This window comes from Bacillus sp. JNUCC-22 (assembly GCF_018861275.1).
In the GTDB taxonomy this organism is placed as follows: Bacteria; Bacillota; Bacilli; order Bacillales; family Bacillaceae; genus Bacillus; species Bacillus velezensis.
This window is the reverse complement of sequence record NZ_CP076408.1, coordinates 696,919-716,012: the sequence shown is the minus strand read 5'-3', so window position 1 is coordinate 716,012 and position 19,094 is coordinate 696,919. Positions and strand designations below refer to the sequence as shown.

Below are 19,094 nucleotides of genomic sequence, written 5' to 3'. Positions count from 1 at the left end.
GGATGGTGTCTTGAGAAAAACAAATAAGTTAATAACGTATTACTTCCTCCTACTTTAGATCGCCAGGGGCAGCCTGGTTCATCTCTCTGCGACAAAATAATACAGGGAGTTACGAATACACAAATATCATTAAATCAGTTATTGATTTTGTAATACTATCTGAAGAAGCTTCGAAGAATGCTGAGGTAATACAAAGAAGAGTAAATCTTTCGTAGGTGACACCAGAATCATTACAATACCAATGGGGTACAAGAAACCCTTAGTAAATTTAAGCTTTATTCTAAGCAGTCGGGCAGTCATCCCTTTTGTCCAACAGACAAAGCTCAAGCTTCCTTGAAGTTTGACATTTCCTGTTAAGAATCCACCCAAAGCCCCGATCAGCCTATGCGATTCGCCTGAATTGGCTTAGCTTTAACTTCAAACAACGTTTCCTTTTTCCTAACAAGTTGGGTTATTCCGCTTAAAAAATAGTATTTATTCCCATAACCCTATTAAAACACATACTTTCCCTCTGATCAAATATAAAATTCAGAATTATTAATTTCATTTTTAACTAAATTTAGAGTGATTCAGCTTCTTAAACCAAATTGCTCATTATAAATCCATTATCTATATCACAAAAAAATACATATTTGGGTTGACAATATTGTCCATATAAATCACAATATGGTACATATCGGTAAATTCTTTGTCGATAAATTTTATGGAGGAGGTAACAATTATGACTCAAATTAAAGTGCCAACTGCTCTTATTGCAAGTGTACACGGAGAAGGTCAACATTTATTCGAGCCAATGGCTGCACGCTGTACCTGTACCACAATCATCTCTAGTTCATCTACGTTTTAACCTCTAAGACAAATAGACCAATAAGATGATTCTTATTGGTCTATGCTTCTTTATATTAAATTTAAATTAATTCTACTGAATGTAATGAAGTCCCCTCTTCTTGCAGTATACGGTATGTTGTTTTATCCATTTTGCCTCCTGTAATTTTAACGTTTGCAATATCACAAGATTCAAACCGAATATTAATTAGATTGCAGTTCGTAAAGGATACTTTCTTTAGATAGCAGTTCTTGAAGAACGTATGCAGGATGGAGGTATCTGTAAAATTGACTTTTGGCAGGTGACAACCGATATAAAGCATATACTCAAGTTTACATGTGTCATAATTTGACTGGCTGAGATCACTTTTTTTAAATGTCGATTCTATGATGGCGGAGTCTTTACATGAGAAATTCTTGAAGTAGCAGTTTTTGAAGACAGAGTGTTCGACATCGATATTCTGAAGAGTTGCACTTTTAAAGTCACTGAGATAGTACTCGGCATTTACCGGCTCAAAATCCTCCGTTTTTTGCAAATTCTTATTTATAAACGTCTTTTTTTTGAGTTTTAATACATTGGATTTATCTATATTCAGGTCACTGGTATCGACCGCCAAGCTTTTGGATTCTATTTCGCGTATAAGCAACTTCTCAATATCCAGCTTTGTCATACCCTCTGCTTCCAAGCTAATACTTCTATCATGAAGCTTAGTTAAAAGCTCCGTTTTTTTTCTGCTCAGTAACGAATTTCTTTCGTACTTTTTAAATAGAGCCTCGACATACAGTTTTAGTTTTTCACTTATCATTTCCCGCTCTCCTTTTAGTCCCAGCTGCGTTTTAATGACCCATTCTTCAGCGGTCTAGTTTCTTGCCATTTTAATGTAATGACGGTATCCAATTAGAGAAACTATAAATCCCAGTATTGTATAGCTCAGTACAACAAGGGTTACCCATATTAGACTTTCTCCTCCCGATATCGTCGAGACCGATTGAATTAACCCTTGATGCGCCCAGTACTGCGGAAAGAGCATTCCAATAGTTTGAAGATAGCTTGGTAATTGATCATAAGGGGTCCATAAACCGCATACAACAGCGGTACCTAATGCAATCACATTTGTCATGACCAAACCGGTATTTTCAGTCTTTGCAAAGACTGAAATGGCAACTCCCCAGGATGTAACTAGTAAAGATATCAACACAACAACCCACATATACGCCGGAAAATTATTAATTTCAATATCATACAGAAATATTCCCAGAACGGACAGGAGAAGAATTTGCATAAAAGTTATGACTAAAAAAGGGATACTTTTTCCTAAGAAGAAGTTATAAGGCTTTAAAGGGGTACTTGCCAGTCTTGATACAATTCCTTTTTCCCGATCCTTTACAAAACTTATAACGATGGAGATAATAATGAATGTAGAAAAGAATACGCTCATACCGGTTACAGATTGTGAAGCTACTAAAGTTTTGTTTGTACTGTCTGTCGTAAATAGCTCAATCAGCAATATGATGGACACAATAGGTAATATAATCGTCCAAAAAAACAGAGACTTATCCTTTAACTGTTTTAGCGTTTCAATTTGAGCGAGCGGTAACATGATAAATTCCCCCTTTATTCTTCATCACGCAAATCAGTGCCGGTAAGTTTAAAGAATACATCTTCTAATTTTGGCTTATATAAAAACAACTGATGAGGCACAATATTGTTTTCCTTACTGACGCTAATTAAGCGCTCCATGGTTTCTAAAGGTTTTTTGGTTTTTATTATCAGCCCTGAATTAACGACTGAAAACTCAAAACCATGGCTCTTTATTAATTCATGAGACAATGAGGAGTTAAACATAATAGATGATTCTTCATGTCGTTTAAGCAGTTCATTTATTTCTCCTTCATCGATAATCTGCCCTCTGTCGATAAAAGCTACATAGTCACAAAGAGTTTCAATCTCTTCCATGTAATGGCTCACATAAATAATGGTTTTACCGGCTTTTTTGAGTCGATTTACGATGTTAAAAATGTAGCGGCGTGATTGCGGATCCACGCCTACCGTCGGCTCATCTAGAATAATTAAGTCTGGATCGTGCATTAGTGCACACCCGATATTTAAACGGCGCTTCATTCCTCCGGAAAAGTTCTCCACAACGTCGTTTGTCCTTTCTGACAACCCGATATCTTCTAACAGTTTTTTTGTTGTTTGCTTTAGTTTTAAGCCATTCAGTCCATGCACCTTTCCGAAAAATTCCATGTTGGTCTTTGCGGTTAATTTTTCTTCAAGGCTGATATCCTGTGGAACATAACCCAATCTGCCATTTTCATTACCGACAAATTCAACCTTACCGTCATATTCCCGGATGATGCGTGAGATGATCTTAATTAAGGTAGATTTGCCGGATCCGTTCGGTCCAACAAGTCCATAGCAGACTCCTTTCGGAATTGTTAAAGCCACATTGTCCAAAGCCAGAGTCGTGCCATAGCGCTTACTTATATGTTCAACTTGCAGCATTTACACCATTCCCCCACTGTTATTTATTTTAAATATGGATTCAATTGTATTAATGTACTCCTTGTAGGCTGCTTTCCCTTCTTTCGTAATCTGAACAATAGTCTTCGGCTTTTTGGATACGAACTTCTTGGTTAGTTCTATATAAGCTGCATCTTCTAACTTTTTCAGATGCGAACCTAAATTCCCATCTGTGATGTCTAATGACTTTTTCAGGAAAGTAAAATTACATTGATCATAAGTCATCAGTAAACTCATAATTCCCAACCGTACTTTGGCATGTATTAAATCATTGATATTGTTAACATTACTCATTTCCTTGCCCTTTTCTTTTCAAAATCATTCCTGTAAGTAATAGGCTGCCTCCGCCAATAAATGCAAAAACAATATTCATTGCCTCAGGAAATAAACAGAATGTAAGCATACCGAGTATGCTCAGCCAAAATCCCATAATAAAAATCTCTTTTGTTAACACGATGCCTAAGAATATGTACATAATAGACACCATTAACACAATCAAAAACGATAGAAATTCTCCTGTTCGCGGCAATAATCCCATTAAAATCAGGAAAACAAAAATGCATACCATTAATATGAATCCAATCCATGCATATTTTAATTGATTCTTTAAGAAAGTGGGCATGGGATCAAATTGTTTCTGCTTAAGATATGTCTTCAAAGTCAGTATCCACCCTAATACTGCCAGTATTAACCAGACACAAGCAAGGACTACAGAAGGTACCTTACATAAAGAAACGGAGTACGCAATAATCCATATACAGCCCCAAATAATGAAATATGGACTGGTTTGCCTTGAGTACTCAGTCTTGTAGTTCGTCAAGACCTTGATATGAGATAAGTTTTCAGCTATCTCTGATTCTCGAAAATTCTGATTTGACATAAGACAGGCTCCTCTTTTTACAAAGTACTTTGTGAAACAGAGTATATTCTAATTCCATATATTTGTAAAGAGGTTTTATCCAAAATAGGCGCAACTATTTAGTCTTGGAAACAGCAGATGGGACTCTTGGCGCTGATATCCTTCCACCACTGTGAGACATCCTTATCTTGTTATAAGATCTCACAACAAAGCCTTCAGATTGCTGACAAACCGAATGTATATCGATTGGAAAGCAATTCATTTTCTTGAAGGAAAAAGGACTGGAGTCATCCAGTCCTTTTCATCAAATCGGTCAAATCCCCGCCCAAACATCTTTTGCGTAAATGCCTTTTGTCTGGAGGTCCAAAAGCCATTCTTGCGCTTGCCGTTCGTCTGTTTCGTGGACCGACTGATACGCTTTTTGCAGCGTTGCCTCTACATCGGGCGCCATTTTGCTGCCGTCGCCGCATACGTAGAGGTGCCCTCCCCGGCCGAGGATGGAAATTAAAGCGCCGGCGTCTTTCGCCATTAAGTGCTGCACATACGTTTTCGGTACGCCTTCTTTGCGGGAGAAAGCCGTATGAAGCGTCACGATTCCGTCTTTTTCATAAGCTTCAAGCTCGTCACGGTAAATAAAATCATGATCGTTTCTGCATCCGAAATACAGATGAGCCTCCCCCAGCTCTTTTCCTTCTTTTTTTAACGCCGCGCGGGCTTGCAGAAATCCGCGGAACGGGGCGACTCCTGTGCCGGGACCGACCATAATAATCGGTTTTTCCGGATCTTCCGGCAGCCGGAATCGTGTTTCCGGAGTGCGGACAAACATCACGATACCATCCTCAGGGCCGCGGTCCGCTAAATAATTCGAAGCGACTCCGCGATACTCACCCAAACCGCTCCGGGCGGGGCCGCGAACGACGCCGACGGTAATTGAAGCCTGCCCGGGATGTTTCCGGGGCGAACTTGAAATCGAATAATACCGCGGCTTCAACGGGCGCAAAAGCTCCAGAAATCGCTCAAACGGAAGTTCACACGCTTCATATTTTTCAAGGAGATCGAGCATCGAGACGCGCGATGTTAAGATTTGCTCCTGATAGACGCCCTCCTCAAGAAAATCTTCCAATTCCCGTTTGTGCGGCGGGCAGACCGTATAAGCGGCCATTTCCCGGATTTGAGCCCTTGATGCCGCTTCCTGCAATTCGACACAGCTGCTCAGAAGATCATGCAGCCTGACCGGCCGATCGAGCGGGAGATGAGCCGCGCTCTGTCCGCTGGCTGTCAGCAGCACTTGATCATTCCCGTTCAGATTGAACCGGCGGAGAACACGGCTGACCTGCTCTTTGCTGTTTACCGGCAGCACGCCGAGATGATCCCCTTCATGATAGGCAGCCTCTTTCGGCAGAGTGATTTCGATATGCCTTGTGCTCCGGCCGCTTTCCGGCGCCTGAAGTTCCCTGTTTTCCGCAACGGATGCGTAAACCGCTTCATACGTCTGTGCCAAAGGAGACCCGCCAAGCCCGCTGACAAATTGAAGACCCAGCGCACTTCGCTCTTTTTCGGCATTTTCATTCAGCTTGAGACCGAATGCCTTCATGGCGTCCGTCCACATGCTTTTTTTCCATTCATCAAGCTTTCCTTCAAAATCGCCGCTGACGTCCCCCTCGCCTCGGGAGGAAAAGCGTTCCGCCCCTTTTTCGGCAAGCTTCTCATCAATAAGCCTCGGTACAGCCTGATATGTCGCCGCCCAGTTATGATCACCGCAGCCGAAGACGGCATATCGGACGCCTTCCAGTTCCCCGGGTTTGACTTCTTCAAGCCATTGAACGAATTGTCCCGCGTTGCTCGGAGGCTTTCCGTTATAAGAGGACGTAATGATCAAGAGAGCTCCTTCTTTCGGCAGTTTTCCGATCCGGTCATTTAAAGGCGCCGTTTCAGTCCGGACGCCGTGCATCCCGGCAGTATCGGCAAGCTCCCGCGCCACGCCTTCTGCGGTTCCCGTATCTGATCCGTACAGAATCAGAAGCGGTCGGTTATCAAGCCCGATAATGGATGCGCCTTTTGTTTCCCGTTTTTCTTTTTCGACGTCTTCCGCCGCTTTTTCAGCCGCCAGGAGAGCAGCCGCAACGGCTTCTTTGTTTCTCGGCCGCACCCGGATATGAAAGTCGCCGGGCTTGATCGTCAGTGTCTGTTTAATATCGAGCTCATAATCGGTGTGATCGATAAAGGTAAAATGCTGCAGAATCATCCCCAGAACAAGAGTTGCTTCATGCAGGGCGAACTGCATACCGATACACGCCCTCTGACCGTTTCCGAACGGCTTATACGCATGGTGAGGCACTTGATCAGGATGTTCAAACCGCTCCGGATAAAATTCCTCCGCATTGTCTCCCCACGCGTCTTTATCACGGTGAAGCTGGGGAATTAAGACGGAAATTCTGTCTTTCGGCGTGATCGGATATTTCCCGCCGATCACCGTATCCTCTTTCGCATAAAGGCTGAACGCAGGCGCGGTCGGCCATAAACGCAATGACTCCTGCAAAATCATTCGGATATAAGTCAGATCCAGCACTTGTTTATATGAAGGAACGGGATCGGTCAAAACCCGATCGGCTTCTTCATAGGCTTTTTCCAAAACACGGGGATGTTTCAGCAGAAAGTAGATGGCAAAGGAAAGCAGGCCGCTTGTCGTTTCATGGCCGGCAATTAAAAACGTGATGATTTGAAACCGGATATTTTCATCATCAAGTTTTTCGCCCGTTTCCGGGTCTTCCACATTCAGCATTCTGGCCAGCAGATCCTTTTCATCCCGGCCGCCTGACCGGCGCTCTGCGATAATACTGTCTACTAACGAAAACATCGCCTGAATGTCATGATGAAATTGGCGCTTCGTCCTGATCATAAGCTTATCCTGAACATCAAGGCGCTGCATTTGGTGCATCGCTTCATCAAGGGCGCGCACCATGCTGTTGATAAACGGATGAGGCGTTTCCCTATAATAGCTGTTAAACCGATAGTTAAAGCCGCAAAGCCCGATCGTATCGAGCGTCAGGCGGGTCATATCAGCAGGCACATCAACGGCCTCATCCGGGTTGAGCCTAGCCCATTTTTGAATCAGCTGCACCGCGATATCAGTCATCATCGAATGATAATCTTTCATCGCGCGCTGGCTGAAGGTCGGCATCAGAATATTATGCGCCTTTCGCCAGTTAGGCTCATGCGTCCAGCTTGTAAACAGCCCGTCACCGGAAAACGCCCGGACTTTCTCCAAAGCTCCTTCGATGCTTTTATCGAACCGTTCTTCATCACAAACCTCTTTCACCAGTTCATGGCCGGACACGACGATAATGGCGCCCGCCGGCGTATGCAGCTGAAAAATAGGCCCCTGCTCGTTTGCCAGTTTGATAAGCGACATTGTAGGCTTGTCTTTATCAAGCAAAGGAAGATTGCCGAGCGGGCCGAATGTCTTCGGCTGCGGAATCGGACCTGTTTCCTTCATGAATAACACCCTTTCTAACACGTTGATGCGTTCCTTCCAACTACGGTGCCCTTTTCACCGGCCGATTATCCGCCGTCACGGATCAATCATCGGATTGACGATCGATAACGGTTTTTTCTATACTGGAGAGGCTTGTTAAATACAGAAATAAGGTGAGTTCACATATGGATTTTGAAATCAAGTTTTTATCGTTTTATGTCATTCAAGTGGAAGGAAAAGATGAACAGGCAAACAAGCAGTTCAAACATTTCCAGACCCTTGACACGGAAGAATTTGAAGAAAGCGAGCTGAAGGATTTTCTTGACGGGGAATTGAAGAAAATCGTCAAACGGAAAGCCGAACGGCATCCGCAATCCGAGCAAGTCCCAACAAAAATCGGCCATTTTATCACGGAGCCGGGCCATGAGCTTGATTCAAATCCGAATTACAACCTTTTCAACCGCGCCAGACTTGCGGATACGAAGGAAGCATTTATCGAAGCAAGCGAGCAGTTCGTCCGCACTTACCTTGACACGAGCGCCGTGCGCGGCGGTGTTTTTATCGTGGCATCGGCCGTTCCGCGCAAGTATTTTGAAGACAAATTCGTCTTTATGATGAAATGCGATTTCGAGCCGAAGGTCGCCCGCATCTCAGACGCCTCGTCTCTCATTAAAAAGGTCGAAATGGCCATCACGACAAAAAACATGAAAAGCATTCAATATCCGTATATGCCGGAAGAAGGCATGACGGAAGAGCATGAGCTGAAAATCCACCAGGCCTCGCACGCCCGTTATTTCGAAGATTTTCTCAAATTTGTCGAATACGGCGAATCGATGCCGGAAATCATGAAAAACCAAGTCATGAACATGGTGCAGGAACACGTGTATGAAACTTTTGAAGAAAACAGCGAAGAGCTTCAGCAGTTTGAGCACGACATTGAAATTTGGGAAGCGAGTGAAAAGCGGGAAATTCAGGAGCGCCTCGACACCCATCAAGTCATCGAGGCATCCGCGCAGATCATTGAACACACGCCGGAAGCCGAGCTGAAAATGAAAGTCGGAGAAACAGAGATTAAAGGATTACTGGCTGATTTCGGCGAATCCATCCATCTCGCAAAAGTGAACGGGCGCTATGTCGCGCTCATTGAGGCGGAGACGATCTCGTTTGAAAAAGGCAGTTCGCCGGTGGAGTTTCACAAGCCTGAGGGGCTGCATGAGGTGATTGAGCGGATAACAAAAGACTCTTGAAAACAGAGACTTTTAAAAAATAAAAAGTAGAGTGCTATATAAAGCATTCTACTTTTATAAATTGATATTTATCTGGTTAATTCTTTGACATAATCCGTTAAAATTTTAGCACGTAGTCTTATGAATTGGTCATAATCTAAATCAAACATATTCTTTGGACATAAATGGGACGTTAAAATATCTTGAAGGCGATCCGCTGGTAATAAATCCTTGTATGAATGAGGTGACTTATCTTTAATTTTTTGATTATCTGCATTGTTAAGAAAACAAAGGTTTGCTAAAACATTAATTTCTTTATTATTCTTACCTGAATTTTTTAAGAAATTTTTAGGAAATATGTGATGAAACTCGGTTCTACTAGTATTTTTCAACACTCTTCTTAAATCAACTTTTGCTCCAGATATAAATGATGAAGGTTTTTTACTTGCTAACGCAATTATGTAAGTTTTTGTGTTTACAGAGCCTAAATTAAATTGATTTTCGTTAAAAAAGCTTTCATACACTTCACATTCAAACCCTGATATTTTTCTATTCTCATCTTTTCTTAATTCATCCATTGCTAATAGATCCTGTTTGTGTTTCTGTGTGACACCACTTGAATATCGACGGGAGAAACACGATCTCCAGAACCACCTTAACAATTCACGTCTTTGCTTATCACTATATAGATTACCATTTTTTTTATCCGACGCAAAGAACCTTGTTAGACTAACAATCATTGAAGTATATGGCATTATTTTTATTGATTCAATATTTAATTCCCTTTGTAGAAAATCGATTGTACCTTTTATTCCATTTTTTATTTTTTCAAAATTCTTTCTAACTTCTTCCCCATTTAAAGACATTATAGAAAGAGGCGAAGCTTCTCCTAAGATCACTCCACTACAACACCTTAACAGAAGGTCTTTGTCTTCCGAAATCTCTCCAAATCCAAATTCATCGAGATCATCGACTAACTTTTCTATCTCTTCTTGCAGATCAAACTCTGAACTCCATGTCCACGCCGTTAATAATTGGAATGTATTTAACTCCGTTCCTGCTCTATTTATTCTTTCGAATACAATAGCTACCTTACCTTTGTCCTCAGTTTCAATCTCTTGAACAGGAAGCATTACCTCTTTAAATTTTTCTTGAACTTTGTCAATGACTTCTAAATAATCTAAGTTTATTTCTGCTGTGGCCTTTCGGTATTTGACAGAATCGAACATTGCATTCATTGGAAAATGTTTATTTAGATCAACTTCTTCTGGTGCAAGGGGGATAAAAAGACTTTCCTGAATGTTTTCATCCGCTGTGTAATCAAAATAAATATCAGACCAATTATGATTCTGTTTTGTAGGTTCAATCAGACTTTGAAAAACTGTAAATAATGATGTTAAACGTTGCTGTCCATCTAACACATATTTAATTGGATAATCTTTTTCAGGTTCTGGAAGAATAAAGTTCCCAAAATCCTTCTCAATCTTTAATTTTTCACTCGTTTTCCAAAGAAATATATTACCAATAGGAATACCTTTATATAAACTGTCTAATAGAAAAGCAACTTGTTCTGATGTCCAAACATAGTCCCGTTGAAAAGAGGGAATTCTTATTTCTCCTGATACTACTTTATTTATTACATTTCTAATAGAGATAGGTTCAGCCATTTTATCCTCTCATTCCCATAAATACTCATTAAAGAGCATTTAATATATAATAATTTCCATATAAATTATTTCCATTTACACATAAATTATTATATATTAAATACTAAGGGTATTTCAAGACTTTATTAACATTAACAAAGTCATAAATATATTAAAGATACGGAATAAATCTGAACAAGACTGACAAAAGTCCAGACGCCATGTTCTGGACTTTCTTTATTTAATAAGGCTCTTTGAGCAATCGATAGCATGCACCGATGATGTCTTGGACTCCGGGCGTTCCCTTTATCTCGCGGCGGACGATTTCAGATGATAGATTCTGCACCTGTAATGCCCGCTCCGCCCGTCTTTCGAAGTATGCTTGACATGCAGTTTCATGGTTTTCGTGTTTTTGCAGTTCTTCACTAAGCACAATCGCGTCTTCAATCGCCATCGCCGCTCCCTGCGCCAATGTCGGCGCTCCTGCATGGACGGCATCCCCGCCCAGAACGACGCGGCCTCTGTGCCACGGTTCTTTGACCGCCATCTGCTCAATCTTATGAAACAAAACGGGATATTCCTTTGACATATTCTCTGTCACAAACTTCACTCCCGGAATTCCGCGCAGCAAGTCTTTCACCCGTTCAAAACGCGTGTCCTCGTCATCCCTGAAGTCAGCGTCATACGGCCGGATGATAAATACGTATCCTGTTTTTTCAGAGAGCGGCACGACTCCGACCTGCGTCTGCCCTTTTTTATACATCAGTGTCGAATCATGAAATATCGGCTCGGGAAAAGAAATGTAAAATCTGTGCGCTCCCATGCCGAGATACTCTGTTTTCACTTCTCTTTGCAGCATTTGATCGCGGACAGCGGAGCGGATGCCGTCAAAGCCGGCGAGGATGTCAGCCGTCATCGCGGTTCCGTCTGCACAATGCACCGTTATTTCATCTGCCGTTTCTTCGTAAGACACGACTTTTTTACCGGGCAGAATCGTGACCCCCGCCGCTTCAGCATGCTTTTTGAGGATATCGTTTAACGTTTGCCGCAATATATTATTCCGCCCCGGCAATGAATCATCTAAAAACGCCTCACTCACTTTAAACTGCAGCGTTCCGTTTTCATCATGCTGCTTCAGCCATTCCGTTTGAAAGCCGTGTTGACAGCATTCATCATACACACCGATTTCCCGAAGCACCCGCAGCGCATTTTGAGGCTGGAGAATGCCCGCTCCGCTTTTTCGCATGTCGGACGCCGCCTCGCAAAGGGTCACTTCAAAACCCGCTCTGCCGAGAGAAATCGCTGCGGACAGGCCGCCGATCCCTCCGCCCGCTATGATGATCTTTTTCACTTCATGGTTCATCACGATACCGCCTTCTCTATTTATTTATCACTTATTAACTATTAGCCACCTTACTATATAGGCTGAAAAACTGTCAATCTTTATAAGTTGCCTTTTGAATCCGGCAAGCTTATACTTTGAATCACTAAAATGGTACGAAGGCTTACAAAAATGGAGTTGAGACATTTGCCGGATTACTCGCAGATTGCCGGACGCGCTGAGATTTACGCCGATATGGATGCTGAATCATTGAAAACATTTTTGACGTTATTTGATATGTCTAAAAAAATGAATCAGGTCATGGAGCATTATTTCTCAAGTCACGGATTGTCCGAAGGGAAATTCAAAATTTTAATGTTTCTGTTTGACGCACCCGGACACAGCCTGAGTCCGACAGAGCTGGCGAAAAAATCCAACGTCACCAAAGCGACCATCACCGGATTGATCGACGGACTCGCACGGGACGGCTTTGTAAACCGCAGCCGGCATACCGGCGACAGACGAAAAATCAGCATCGAACTCACAAAAGAAGGAAAAGAAAAGCTGATGCTGTTTCTTCCCGGCCACTTCTCCAACATTTCAGGAGTCATGGAAAGCTTCACCGCTGAACAAAAAGCGGAATTGACAAAAATGCTTGAAGTATTATTTGATAAGCTTCTGCTGTTTTCCGGCGGCAGAACATAAAAAGGCGCCCCTCTCAGCAGGGCGCCTTTTTCGCGCGGTTAATCATCACTGTTTAAAATTCCGAAAAACCGTAGCAGGTTGATAAACAGGTTAATAAAGTCGATATAAAGCGTCAATGCCATCAAAGGAATCAGGTCAGCCGTGATGTCCCGGTGCTTGATCTGGTTCAGATCGTATAAGATGTACATTGAAAACACAATCGTCCCGATGACGGAATACGCCATCATGGCGGCGGAATTCAGCGGGCTGAAAATATTAAAGATCCCCACTGCGAGAAGCGCGATGACAGCGACAAGCAAGAAGGACCATAAAAACGACAAGTCCTTTTTCGTCTTAGCGCCGATCGTGCCGAGCACCGCAAAAATCACAAACGATGAACCGAATGCCTCCAATACGACATAGGCCCCCGCTGCGGACGCATAATGGCTGATAATCGGAAACAGCGTCATTCCGGAAATGAAAGCGAATGAAAAGACAAACACATATCCGACGGCTTTTTTTCGGCGCAGCCAAAATGCGGCGATGATCATGACGACCTCTAAGATCGACAGCGGCAGCATCAATGCCGGCGGAATGAACTGACCCGTATACAGGCCGATTGTCGCAACTAACAGTGTAAACACAAATACCGTTATAATGCGCTGCATAATAGATTGTTTGCTCTCATAAGCAGCAGTTTGCATGTCAAAAGTCCTCCCAAAAAATGATCGTGATAGGTCTATTATAAATAAAATGGGAGAAATTTGCATGATTTTAAGAAGATTTTAAGGATGTCAGGCCTGACGTTTTGCTGCGCATTCCTGCATATCCATGAAATCATGCAGTTTTTTCGTCAAGCCGCCGTGCCCGAATCGGATATTCCCCTTCTGCCCCGGCGTTTTCGCGAAATCGAGAAATGCCAGCACATAAAGACGCCTGACGGGAATCGGAATGACGCCCGCATCATAAAACCAGCCGTCAATTGTATTGAGCACGCCTTTGTTAATGCCGTATTGCTTCGTGCACCAATGCAGAAAGCGCACTTCGGGCAGGTGCAGATACCGGCTCTCCCGGAAAGGAACAGTTGAATGCTTCATATGTACCGCCTCCTGTCATTGGCTGTTTTTTAAGATTGTTTTACTTCTTTGCTCTTCAGGGAAAATCGATATTTCTCCACCTTATCAATTTGTGTCACTTGGGAATTATGAACCGTAATCTGAACTGTCCCGAAATCGAGCGTTTCCAGCGCGCTGATAATCTTTTCGATCACATGCGGATCTACGTTTCCTTTGGACGTCATCATGCTCCCCCTTTATGTCTGGCCGTTCGTCTTTTGACAATGAGTGTTTTAATTCATACTATTCTGATAAGAAATATATAATTATACTATTATGTTTTCATTCAGAAATCAATAACATTTACACAATTTTTGGATATGTTTTCTTTGCGAAAACTTTCACTTCCTTCGCTTTGATATAAACCGTGTCATCCCGAAATCGACTCCCAAGGCGTCATATTGCTCTTTTTAAGAACGCAATCTTCACGTTCCGACATATTTACGTTGTTTTCCGCTGACAAAAAAAGCGCCCCGCCTCTGGCCGGAGCACCTTTTTACTATGCTTTTGCTTCCTCGATCACACATGTGACGCCCATGCTGGCGAGCGCCTGCTCCAGGGAGCCGTAAGTTTGATACTCTGAAAAATCAAGCCCCAATTGGATAGAAGTCTGTGCCACATCAGGCCGAATGCCGGAAAACACGGTTCTGATGCCGAGGAGAAATAACGTTTTCGACAGCATATACAATTGCTGCGCCACCATCGTATCGACAATGGGCACACCGGACAGATCAATCACAAGGTTTGTGATCCGTTTGGCGACACAGTTTTCCGGCACCGACTCCAAAATCACGCGTGCCCGTCTCGTATCAATCGAGCCGATGAGCGGCAGAGTGCCGATCGTATCCGCGATCAAAATAACCGGACAGCTCAATTCGGAAATAAGCTCCTGCTGAGATGACAGCCTCGCGATCATTAATTTCTGAAACTGTTCAGTAAAATCCGTCATCAGCTGATCAAACGAGCCGTTGACAAGGTGATTCCAGCGGCGGGCATCCTCGTTTGTTACGATGTCCTGATGCTCATCCATAAAACGGGTGACCGCCTCCCAAAAGACGGTTCTTGAATTGCCGATCGCCTCAACGACCTCATGAACCTCCGCGTCTTGCTCCACTCTGCTTTTCGCTACCTGTGCGGCCCATTTTTCTTTGTTATGCTGAAAAACGGCCGGATCCTCCAAAAAAGCGCTTGCGATGACCGTGTTTGTAAAGGTATGCTGCTCGATCAGCAGCCGTTTCATTTCCTCACTTAATTGATCCGCAGAATAAAAACGCCCTCTCAGCTTCCGTCTCAGCTTGAGCCATTTTTCCGTCAGCTCTGCCGAATGTGTAATAATATAATCATGAAGTAATTGGTCTTTGTTCACTGCCGTCTCCTCTTTCAAGAATATGTACTTTTGTCTAAATTATAAATCGGAATCGCCGATCGTACTAGAGAAATTAAAAAAAGCCTGCACATTAAAGCTTTTGATTGCTTTTTTCGGCAGGAGGATACACTATAAAAGAAATGAAACAGGAGGTCAGTATGATGATCAAAAAAATCGCGACAGTCGCCGTATACACTGATGATCAGCAAAAAGCGAAAACATTCTGGACGGAAAAAGCGGGGTTTGAAACCGTCGCCGAGCATCCGATGGGCCCGGGCGCCTTCTGGCTTGAGGTAGCGCCCAAAGGGGCCGCCACTCATTTGGTTATTTATCCGAAATCGATGATGAAAGGGGCCGAGCATATGAAGGCTTCTATCGTATTTGAGTGTGAAGATGTCTTTGCCGCATACGAACAGATGAAAAAGAACGGCATCACCTTTTTAGATGAACCGAAACAAATGGAATGGGGCAGCTTCGTGCAATTTAAAGATGAGGATGGTCATGTCTTTCTCCTGAAATCGTAATCCGTCATGCACCTTAATTGACTTTGAGAATCATTTTCATTTAAAATGTTGGATAAAGCGTGAAAATGATTGGAGAGCTGCCAGATGTTTGTGCAAATCAGAAAAATGACCGTAAAAGAAGGACATGCCGACAAAGTAATCGAACGCTTCAGTTCAGAAGGCGTGATTGAAAAGCAGGAAGGTTTGATAGACGTAACGGTCCTGGAAAAAAAAGTCCGCCGCGGTGATGAAGAAGTCGTCGTGTTAATCCGCTGGGAGTCTGAAGACCATTGGAAACAATGGGAAAAAAGCGAAGACCACATCGCGGCCCACAAAGCAAACCAAGGCAAGCCGAAACCTGATTATATGCTTGGGACGGATGTCGGTATGTATCATGTCAGAGCCGTTAAAACAGGCGTACACGAAAAATAATAAAGAGCATTTGCCCCAGGGCAATGCTCTTTTTATTTTTTCTCCTCATACGGCAGGACAAACAGCGGTTTATCGGGCTTCCATTCCGCATACAGCACATCCTCCGTTTTTTTGATGTTCAGCTTTTTCAGCTCCTGATTCAGCTGCTTTTCTTCCAGCCCGGCTTCTTTCAGATTTTCATACAGCACTTCGCCGTCAATAATCAGCGTGACCGGCAAAGAGACCTGCTTCGGCTTTATTTGCATGTCGCCGTTTTTCGTCGTGTCATATTGAAATTTCGGCAGGACACTGACCATCCCGTTTGTTTCTAAAATCGCGTACTCCGCTTCCTGTATGGAAAAGCAATTCGCCTGTCTGAGAAGGCTTTGCAATTGATTAATGTCCAGCTTATTCTTTTTCAGCACATCATATTTCAGTTTTCCTTTATGTATGATAATACTCGGCTCGCCTTCCAACAGCTTTCTGGAGCTTTTTACTTTCTGCGTAATCAGTTCGATGAGATAAATTAAAACCCCCCATAACAGAGAGGCAAAAATGATTTCAAAAATCCTGACGCCTTTATCATACACCGCATTTCCGACCAGTTCGCCGAGGATGAGCGCGGAAATAAAATCAAACGGCGTAATTTGCGAGAATTGAGTTTTTCCAAGCAATTTTAAAATCACAAATAAAATACCCAAACCGCATACTAACTCCCAAGCCACTGTAAGTAAATGTCCCATATTCGCACCTTCTTCTTAAAAGTCATTACCATTATGGACATTCGCCTGTTTTCTATACAGCGGCCGGCAACACACAAAAAAACGCAGCCGAGGCCGCGTTTTTTCACTTCTGCTTACTGTTTTTGATTCGATCTGACGACCCGTAAGCACACCTCAGCGGCATAACCGGCAGCCGCTCCGGAACCCGCAAACATCGCGGCAAGCCCCAAGCCCATTCCTTCCCAGCCGCCGACACCGAAAATGCTGTAAACAACCGTACCGAAAGCAGTCAGGCCCAGCACCGCCAAAGGGCACTCAGGCCACATCTTTTTCGGCCATTTCTTGCGGAGCACAGCCGATACGGCAAAGTTAAGACAAAATGCGGCCAGACAGATCAGAAAAAAAACCCCATGTCTTTTGCACCTCCGTCATGAGTAGCTTTTTATTTGCTCACCTTTTTTTCAAACAAATGATAACCCGGCGCGGGTCCTTTTGATTCGTACCCCATTCCGCTGTAAAACGACTGAAGCGCCTTGTTTTCGGACACGCAATCGAGCCGGATTTTCGTTTTTCCCGGACAAGACACACCCGTCTCCGCCCAAGTCATGATTGTCCGGCCGAGCCCCGCCCCTGCAAACCGCCTGTTAATCGCCAGCCGGTGGAGATATACGGACTCCTCATGTCCTTCATCGCCCCAAAGACGTCTGTCCCACCCGCTTGCTTCGGGAAGCAGCATGACGACGCCGGCCAGCTCTTCATTCTGCCTGAATAAAAAAACATACCCTTGGGCGATCGCCTCCCGCATATTGTGGGTATCTTCCCCTTGCAGAAGGCCGCTCCACTGGTTCGACCCTTTATCGCGAAGCCATTCTGCCGCTTGCACGAGCAGATCCATGACCTCTTTTGCATCATCTTTCCGGGCGGAGGTGACCCGGAATGCCCCCGCCTTCTCCTCCGTAATCGTAAAAGGTGTCATAAAATCCTCCTGTAATCAGAATATTCGACACCTTCATTATAGACCAAACGCAGAAAGGAAAAAAACAGCCGTCGTGTTTGAGGGCCGTTTAAAAAATTTTCTTCTTATCACGTTCTTCTTTTAAAATCTCAACCGCTTCCCTGAAACGCATAGAGTGGACGATTTCACGCTCACGCAGAAAACGGAGTGAATCATTCAGGTCAGGATCATCGGAAATATCAATAATCCATTGATACGTCGCTCTCGCCTTTTCTTCAGCCGCAATATCCTCATATAAATCAGCGATCGGATCTCCCTTCGCCTGTATGTAAGACGCTGTGAACGGAACTCCGGCCGCATTGTGATAAAACAGCGCGCTGTCATGGTTGACGTAATGATCACTGAGCCCTGCATCACGCAGCTGCTCCGGGGTCGCATCTTTTGTCAGCTTATAAATCATCGTCGCAATCATTTCTAAATGCGCAAACTCCTCCGTGCCGATATCCGTCAGCAGGCCGATCACCTTGTCAGGAATCGTGTAGCGCTGGTTTAAGTACCGGAGCGCTGCGGCCAATTCGCCGTCCGCCCCGCCGTATTGTTCAATGAGAAACTTAGCCAGCATCGGGTTGCATGTACTGACTTTAACCGGATACTGCAGCTTTTTTTCATATACCCACATTTACAGATCCCTCCTTATACTTGCCATGGCCAAGGACCGCGGCCCCAGTCCCATTGAGCGCCGACCTGACTCACGCCGAATTGCAGAAGCGGTCCGTACTCAGGCTCAAACCGCTTTCTCAGCTGTCTTGAGTACCGGGAATATTCATGAAACTGCTGAAGCGCGAGACGGTCATGGGGATGCGTATCCAGATAAAGCGTCAGCTCCACCAAGACAAAGTCCGCCGCCTGAATTTGCTCCAGCAGCCGATAATATTCATCATCAATCTTTTTCGCCATATTCGATTCCCCCCCGATAAGGATTATCATAGAAATCGTAAAGATCCTTCCAAAGGGTCCCTTTTCTCAATGCCTCCATCGGAGAAAACTGCTCTAAGTGATACGGCTGAAACCGCATATAAAGATGCGGCGGCGTTCTGAAGTATTTTCTCCCGATCGGCGGGCAGGGATCAAACCGGCTGTGGAAGGGTTTATAGGATTTGACCGGTGTAAACGGCTGATTTTCTTTCATTACGATCCTCCTTTCCTAAACACATGACCTTAATAGGTATGAATCCGTATCGGCATTTATGCCCTGTAAGAAAATAAAAAAGCCCGTTAAAAACGGACACAAAAAAACACTCTTGCTGTTCCAAGAGTGCTTTTCCCGAATGGTCAGATATATTGGCTGTCCCGATGATGATGATGATGATAGAACGGGTAGCCGCCGTAGCCGCCATAGCCGCCAAAACCGTACCCCGGATATCCTCCGTAGCCTCCGTAGCCTCCGTAGCCGCCAAAACCG

23 protein-coding genes are annotated in these 19,094 nt (G+C 43.9%); 5 read left to right on the top strand and 18 right to left on the bottom strand.

Annotated elements, in window-relative coordinates; all coding sequences use genetic code 11:
* The first annotated feature begins 721 nt into the window (after positions 1-721).
* Positions 722-847: a TOMM peptide plantazolicin gene (gene pznA, locus JNUCC22_RS03690; protein WP_157662605.1), complete on the top strand. Its 126-nt coding sequence runs from the start codon at positions 722-724 to the stop codon at positions 845-847.
* Between the two features lie 61 nt (positions 848-908).
* Here the strand turns inward: pznA and JNUCC22_RS03685 are convergent, their stop codons facing one another.
* The 6 genes from JNUCC22_RS03685 to JNUCC22_RS03660 all read right to left on the bottom strand — a co-directional run bounded on the left by JNUCC22_RS03685 (position 909) and on the right by JNUCC22_RS03660 (position 7,704).
* Complete coding sequence (locus JNUCC22_RS03685; RefSeq protein ID WP_216062138.1) at positions 909-1,631, bottom strand: pentapeptide repeat-containing protein; 723 nt, start codon at positions 1,629-1,631, stop codon at positions 909-911.
* A 54-nt stretch (positions 1,632-1,685) separates the two neighbouring features.
* The gene (locus JNUCC22_RS03680; protein ID WP_007609959.1) at positions 1,686-2,426 is read right to left on the bottom strand and encodes an ABC transporter permease; all 741 of its coding nucleotides are present in this window, start codon (positions 2,424-2,426) and stop codon (positions 1,686-1,688) included.
* Positions 2,427-2,440: 14 nt separating this feature from the next.
* On the bottom strand, positions 2,441-3,331 hold the full coding sequence (locus JNUCC22_RS03675) for an ABC transporter ATP-binding protein (RefSeq protein WP_015239351.1): 891 nt from the start codon (positions 3,329-3,331) through the stop codon (positions 2,441-2,443).
* The gene (locus JNUCC22_RS03670; protein WP_033574963.1) at positions 3,332-3,643 is read right to left on the bottom strand and encodes a winged helix-turn-helix domain-containing protein; all 312 of its coding nucleotides are present in this window, start codon (positions 3,641-3,643) and stop codon (positions 3,332-3,334) included. It abuts the gene before it with no gap.
* Positions 3,636-4,229, bottom strand: coding sequence for a hypothetical protein (locus JNUCC22_RS03665; protein ID WP_015416999.1), 594 nt, complete (start codon positions 4,227-4,229; stop codon positions 3,636-3,638). Before JNUCC22_RS03665 ends, JNUCC22_RS03670 begins: the two co-directional genes overlap by 8 nt.
* A 292-nt stretch (positions 4,230-4,521) precedes the next feature.
* A complete protein-coding gene (locus JNUCC22_RS03660; protein WP_039062753.1) occupies positions 4,522-7,704 on the bottom strand; it encodes a bifunctional cytochrome P450/NADPH--P450 reductase in 3,183 nt (1,060 codons plus the stop codon).
* 164 nt (positions 7,705-7,868) lie between these two features.
* Between JNUCC22_RS03660 and JNUCC22_RS03655 the strand changes: the two genes are divergently transcribed.
* Positions 7,869-8,930, top strand: a complete 1,062-nt coding sequence (locus tag JNUCC22_RS03655) for a DUF3900 domain-containing protein (RefSeq protein WP_172614522.1) — start codon at positions 7,869-7,871, stop codon at positions 8,928-8,930.
* A 68-nt stretch (positions 8,931-8,998) separates the two neighbouring features.
* Here JNUCC22_RS03655 and JNUCC22_RS03650 read toward each other — a convergent pair whose 3' ends face one another.
* Positions 8,999-10,576: a DUF262 domain-containing protein gene (locus JNUCC22_RS03650; protein ID WP_216062137.1), complete on the bottom strand. Its 1,578-nt coding sequence runs from the start codon at positions 10,574-10,576 to the stop codon at positions 8,999-9,001.
* Between the two features lie 220 nt (positions 10,577-10,796).
* Positions 10,797-11,918: an FAD-dependent oxidoreductase gene (locus JNUCC22_RS03645; protein ID WP_043021006.1), complete on the bottom strand. Its 1,122-nt coding sequence runs from the start codon at positions 11,916-11,918 to the stop codon at positions 10,797-10,799.
* Between the two features lie 150 nt (positions 11,919-12,068).
* On the opposite strand from JNUCC22_RS03645, the gene JNUCC22_RS03640 reads away from it, so the two are divergent.
* Positions 12,069-12,581, top strand: coding sequence for a MarR family winged helix-turn-helix transcriptional regulator (locus JNUCC22_RS03640; RefSeq protein ID WP_007408942.1), 513 nt, complete (start codon positions 12,069-12,071; stop codon positions 12,579-12,581).
* A gap of 38 nt (positions 12,582-12,619) precedes the next feature.
* Here JNUCC22_RS03640 and JNUCC22_RS03635 read toward each other — a convergent pair whose 3' ends face one another.
* From JNUCC22_RS03635 to JNUCC22_RS03620, 4 genes are all read right to left on the bottom strand, one after another.
* On the bottom strand, positions 12,620-13,264 hold the full coding sequence (locus JNUCC22_RS03635; RefSeq protein WP_012117028.1) for a Bax inhibitor-1/YccA family protein: 645 nt from the start codon (positions 13,262-13,264) through the stop codon (positions 12,620-12,622).
* A 90-nt stretch (positions 13,265-13,354) separates the two neighbouring features.
* Complete coding sequence (locus tag JNUCC22_RS03630) at positions 13,355-13,657, bottom strand: FMN riboswitch-binding regulator RibR (RefSeq protein WP_007408940.1); 303 nt, start codon at positions 13,655-13,657, stop codon at positions 13,355-13,357.
* A 29-nt stretch (positions 13,658-13,686) separates the two neighbouring features.
* Positions 13,687-13,860 (bottom strand): YezD family protein, encoded by a 174-nt coding sequence (locus JNUCC22_RS03625; RefSeq protein WP_003155693.1) that lies wholly within the window; start codon positions 13,858-13,860, stop codon positions 13,687-13,689.
* Positions 13,861-14,174: 314 nt separating this feature from the next.
* The gene (locus JNUCC22_RS03620) at positions 14,175-15,041 is read right to left on the bottom strand and encodes an STAS domain-containing protein (protein WP_007408939.1); all 867 of its coding nucleotides are present in this window, start codon (positions 15,039-15,041) and stop codon (positions 14,175-14,177) included.
* A gap of 161 nt (positions 15,042-15,202) precedes the next feature.
* On the opposite strand from JNUCC22_RS03620, the gene JNUCC22_RS03615 reads away from it, so the two are divergent.
* Both JNUCC22_RS03615 and hmoA read left to right on the top strand, forming a co-directional pair.
* On the top strand, positions 15,203-15,565 hold the full coding sequence (locus JNUCC22_RS03615) for a VOC family protein (protein WP_007408938.1): 363 nt from the start codon (positions 15,203-15,205) through the stop codon (positions 15,563-15,565).
* Between the two features lie 84 nt (positions 15,566-15,649).
* A complete protein-coding gene (gene hmoA / locus JNUCC22_RS03610; protein ID WP_003155696.1) occupies positions 15,650-15,976 on the top strand; it encodes a heme-degrading oxygenase HmoA in 327 nt (108 codons plus the stop codon).
* Between the two features lie 32 nt (positions 15,977-16,008).
* Here the strand turns inward: hmoA and JNUCC22_RS03605 are convergent, their stop codons facing one another.
* The 6 genes from JNUCC22_RS03605 to cotJA all read right to left on the bottom strand — a co-directional run bounded on the left by JNUCC22_RS03605 (position 16,009) and on the right by cotJA (position 18,821).
* Complete coding sequence (locus JNUCC22_RS03605; RefSeq protein ID WP_020953931.1) at positions 16,009-16,698, bottom strand: YetF domain-containing protein; 690 nt, start codon at positions 16,696-16,698, stop codon at positions 16,009-16,011.
* A 113-nt stretch (positions 16,699-16,811) separates the two neighbouring features.
* Positions 16,812-17,075, bottom strand: a complete 264-nt coding sequence (locus JNUCC22_RS03600) for a YesK family protein (RefSeq protein ID WP_039062746.1) — start codon at positions 17,073-17,075, stop codon at positions 16,812-16,814.
* A 44-nt stretch (positions 17,076-17,119) separates the two neighbouring features.
* Entirely contained in the window at positions 17,120-17,653 is a 534-nt protein-coding gene (locus JNUCC22_RS03595; protein WP_007408935.1) for a GNAT family N-acetyltransferase, read from the bottom strand.
* A gap of 88 nt (positions 17,654-17,741) precedes the next feature.
* Positions 17,742-18,311 carry a spore coat protein CotJC gene (cotJC, locus tag JNUCC22_RS03590; RefSeq protein WP_003155700.1) on the bottom strand — a complete coding sequence of 190 codons (570 nt, stop codon included), beginning with the start codon at positions 18,309-18,311 and terminating at the stop codon, positions 17,742-17,744.
* 14 nt (positions 18,312-18,325) lie between these two features.
* Entirely contained in the window at positions 18,326-18,589 is a 264-nt protein-coding gene (gene cotJB / locus JNUCC22_RS03585) for a spore coat protein CotJB (protein WP_007408934.1), read from the bottom strand.
* The gene (gene cotJA, locus JNUCC22_RS03580; RefSeq protein WP_007408933.1) at positions 18,573-18,821 is read right to left on the bottom strand and encodes a spore coat-associated protein CotJA; all 249 of its coding nucleotides are present in this window, start codon (positions 18,819-18,821) and stop codon (positions 18,573-18,575) included. Before cotJA ends, cotJB begins: the two co-directional genes overlap by 17 nt.
* Positions 18,822-19,094 lie beyond the last annotated feature (273 nt).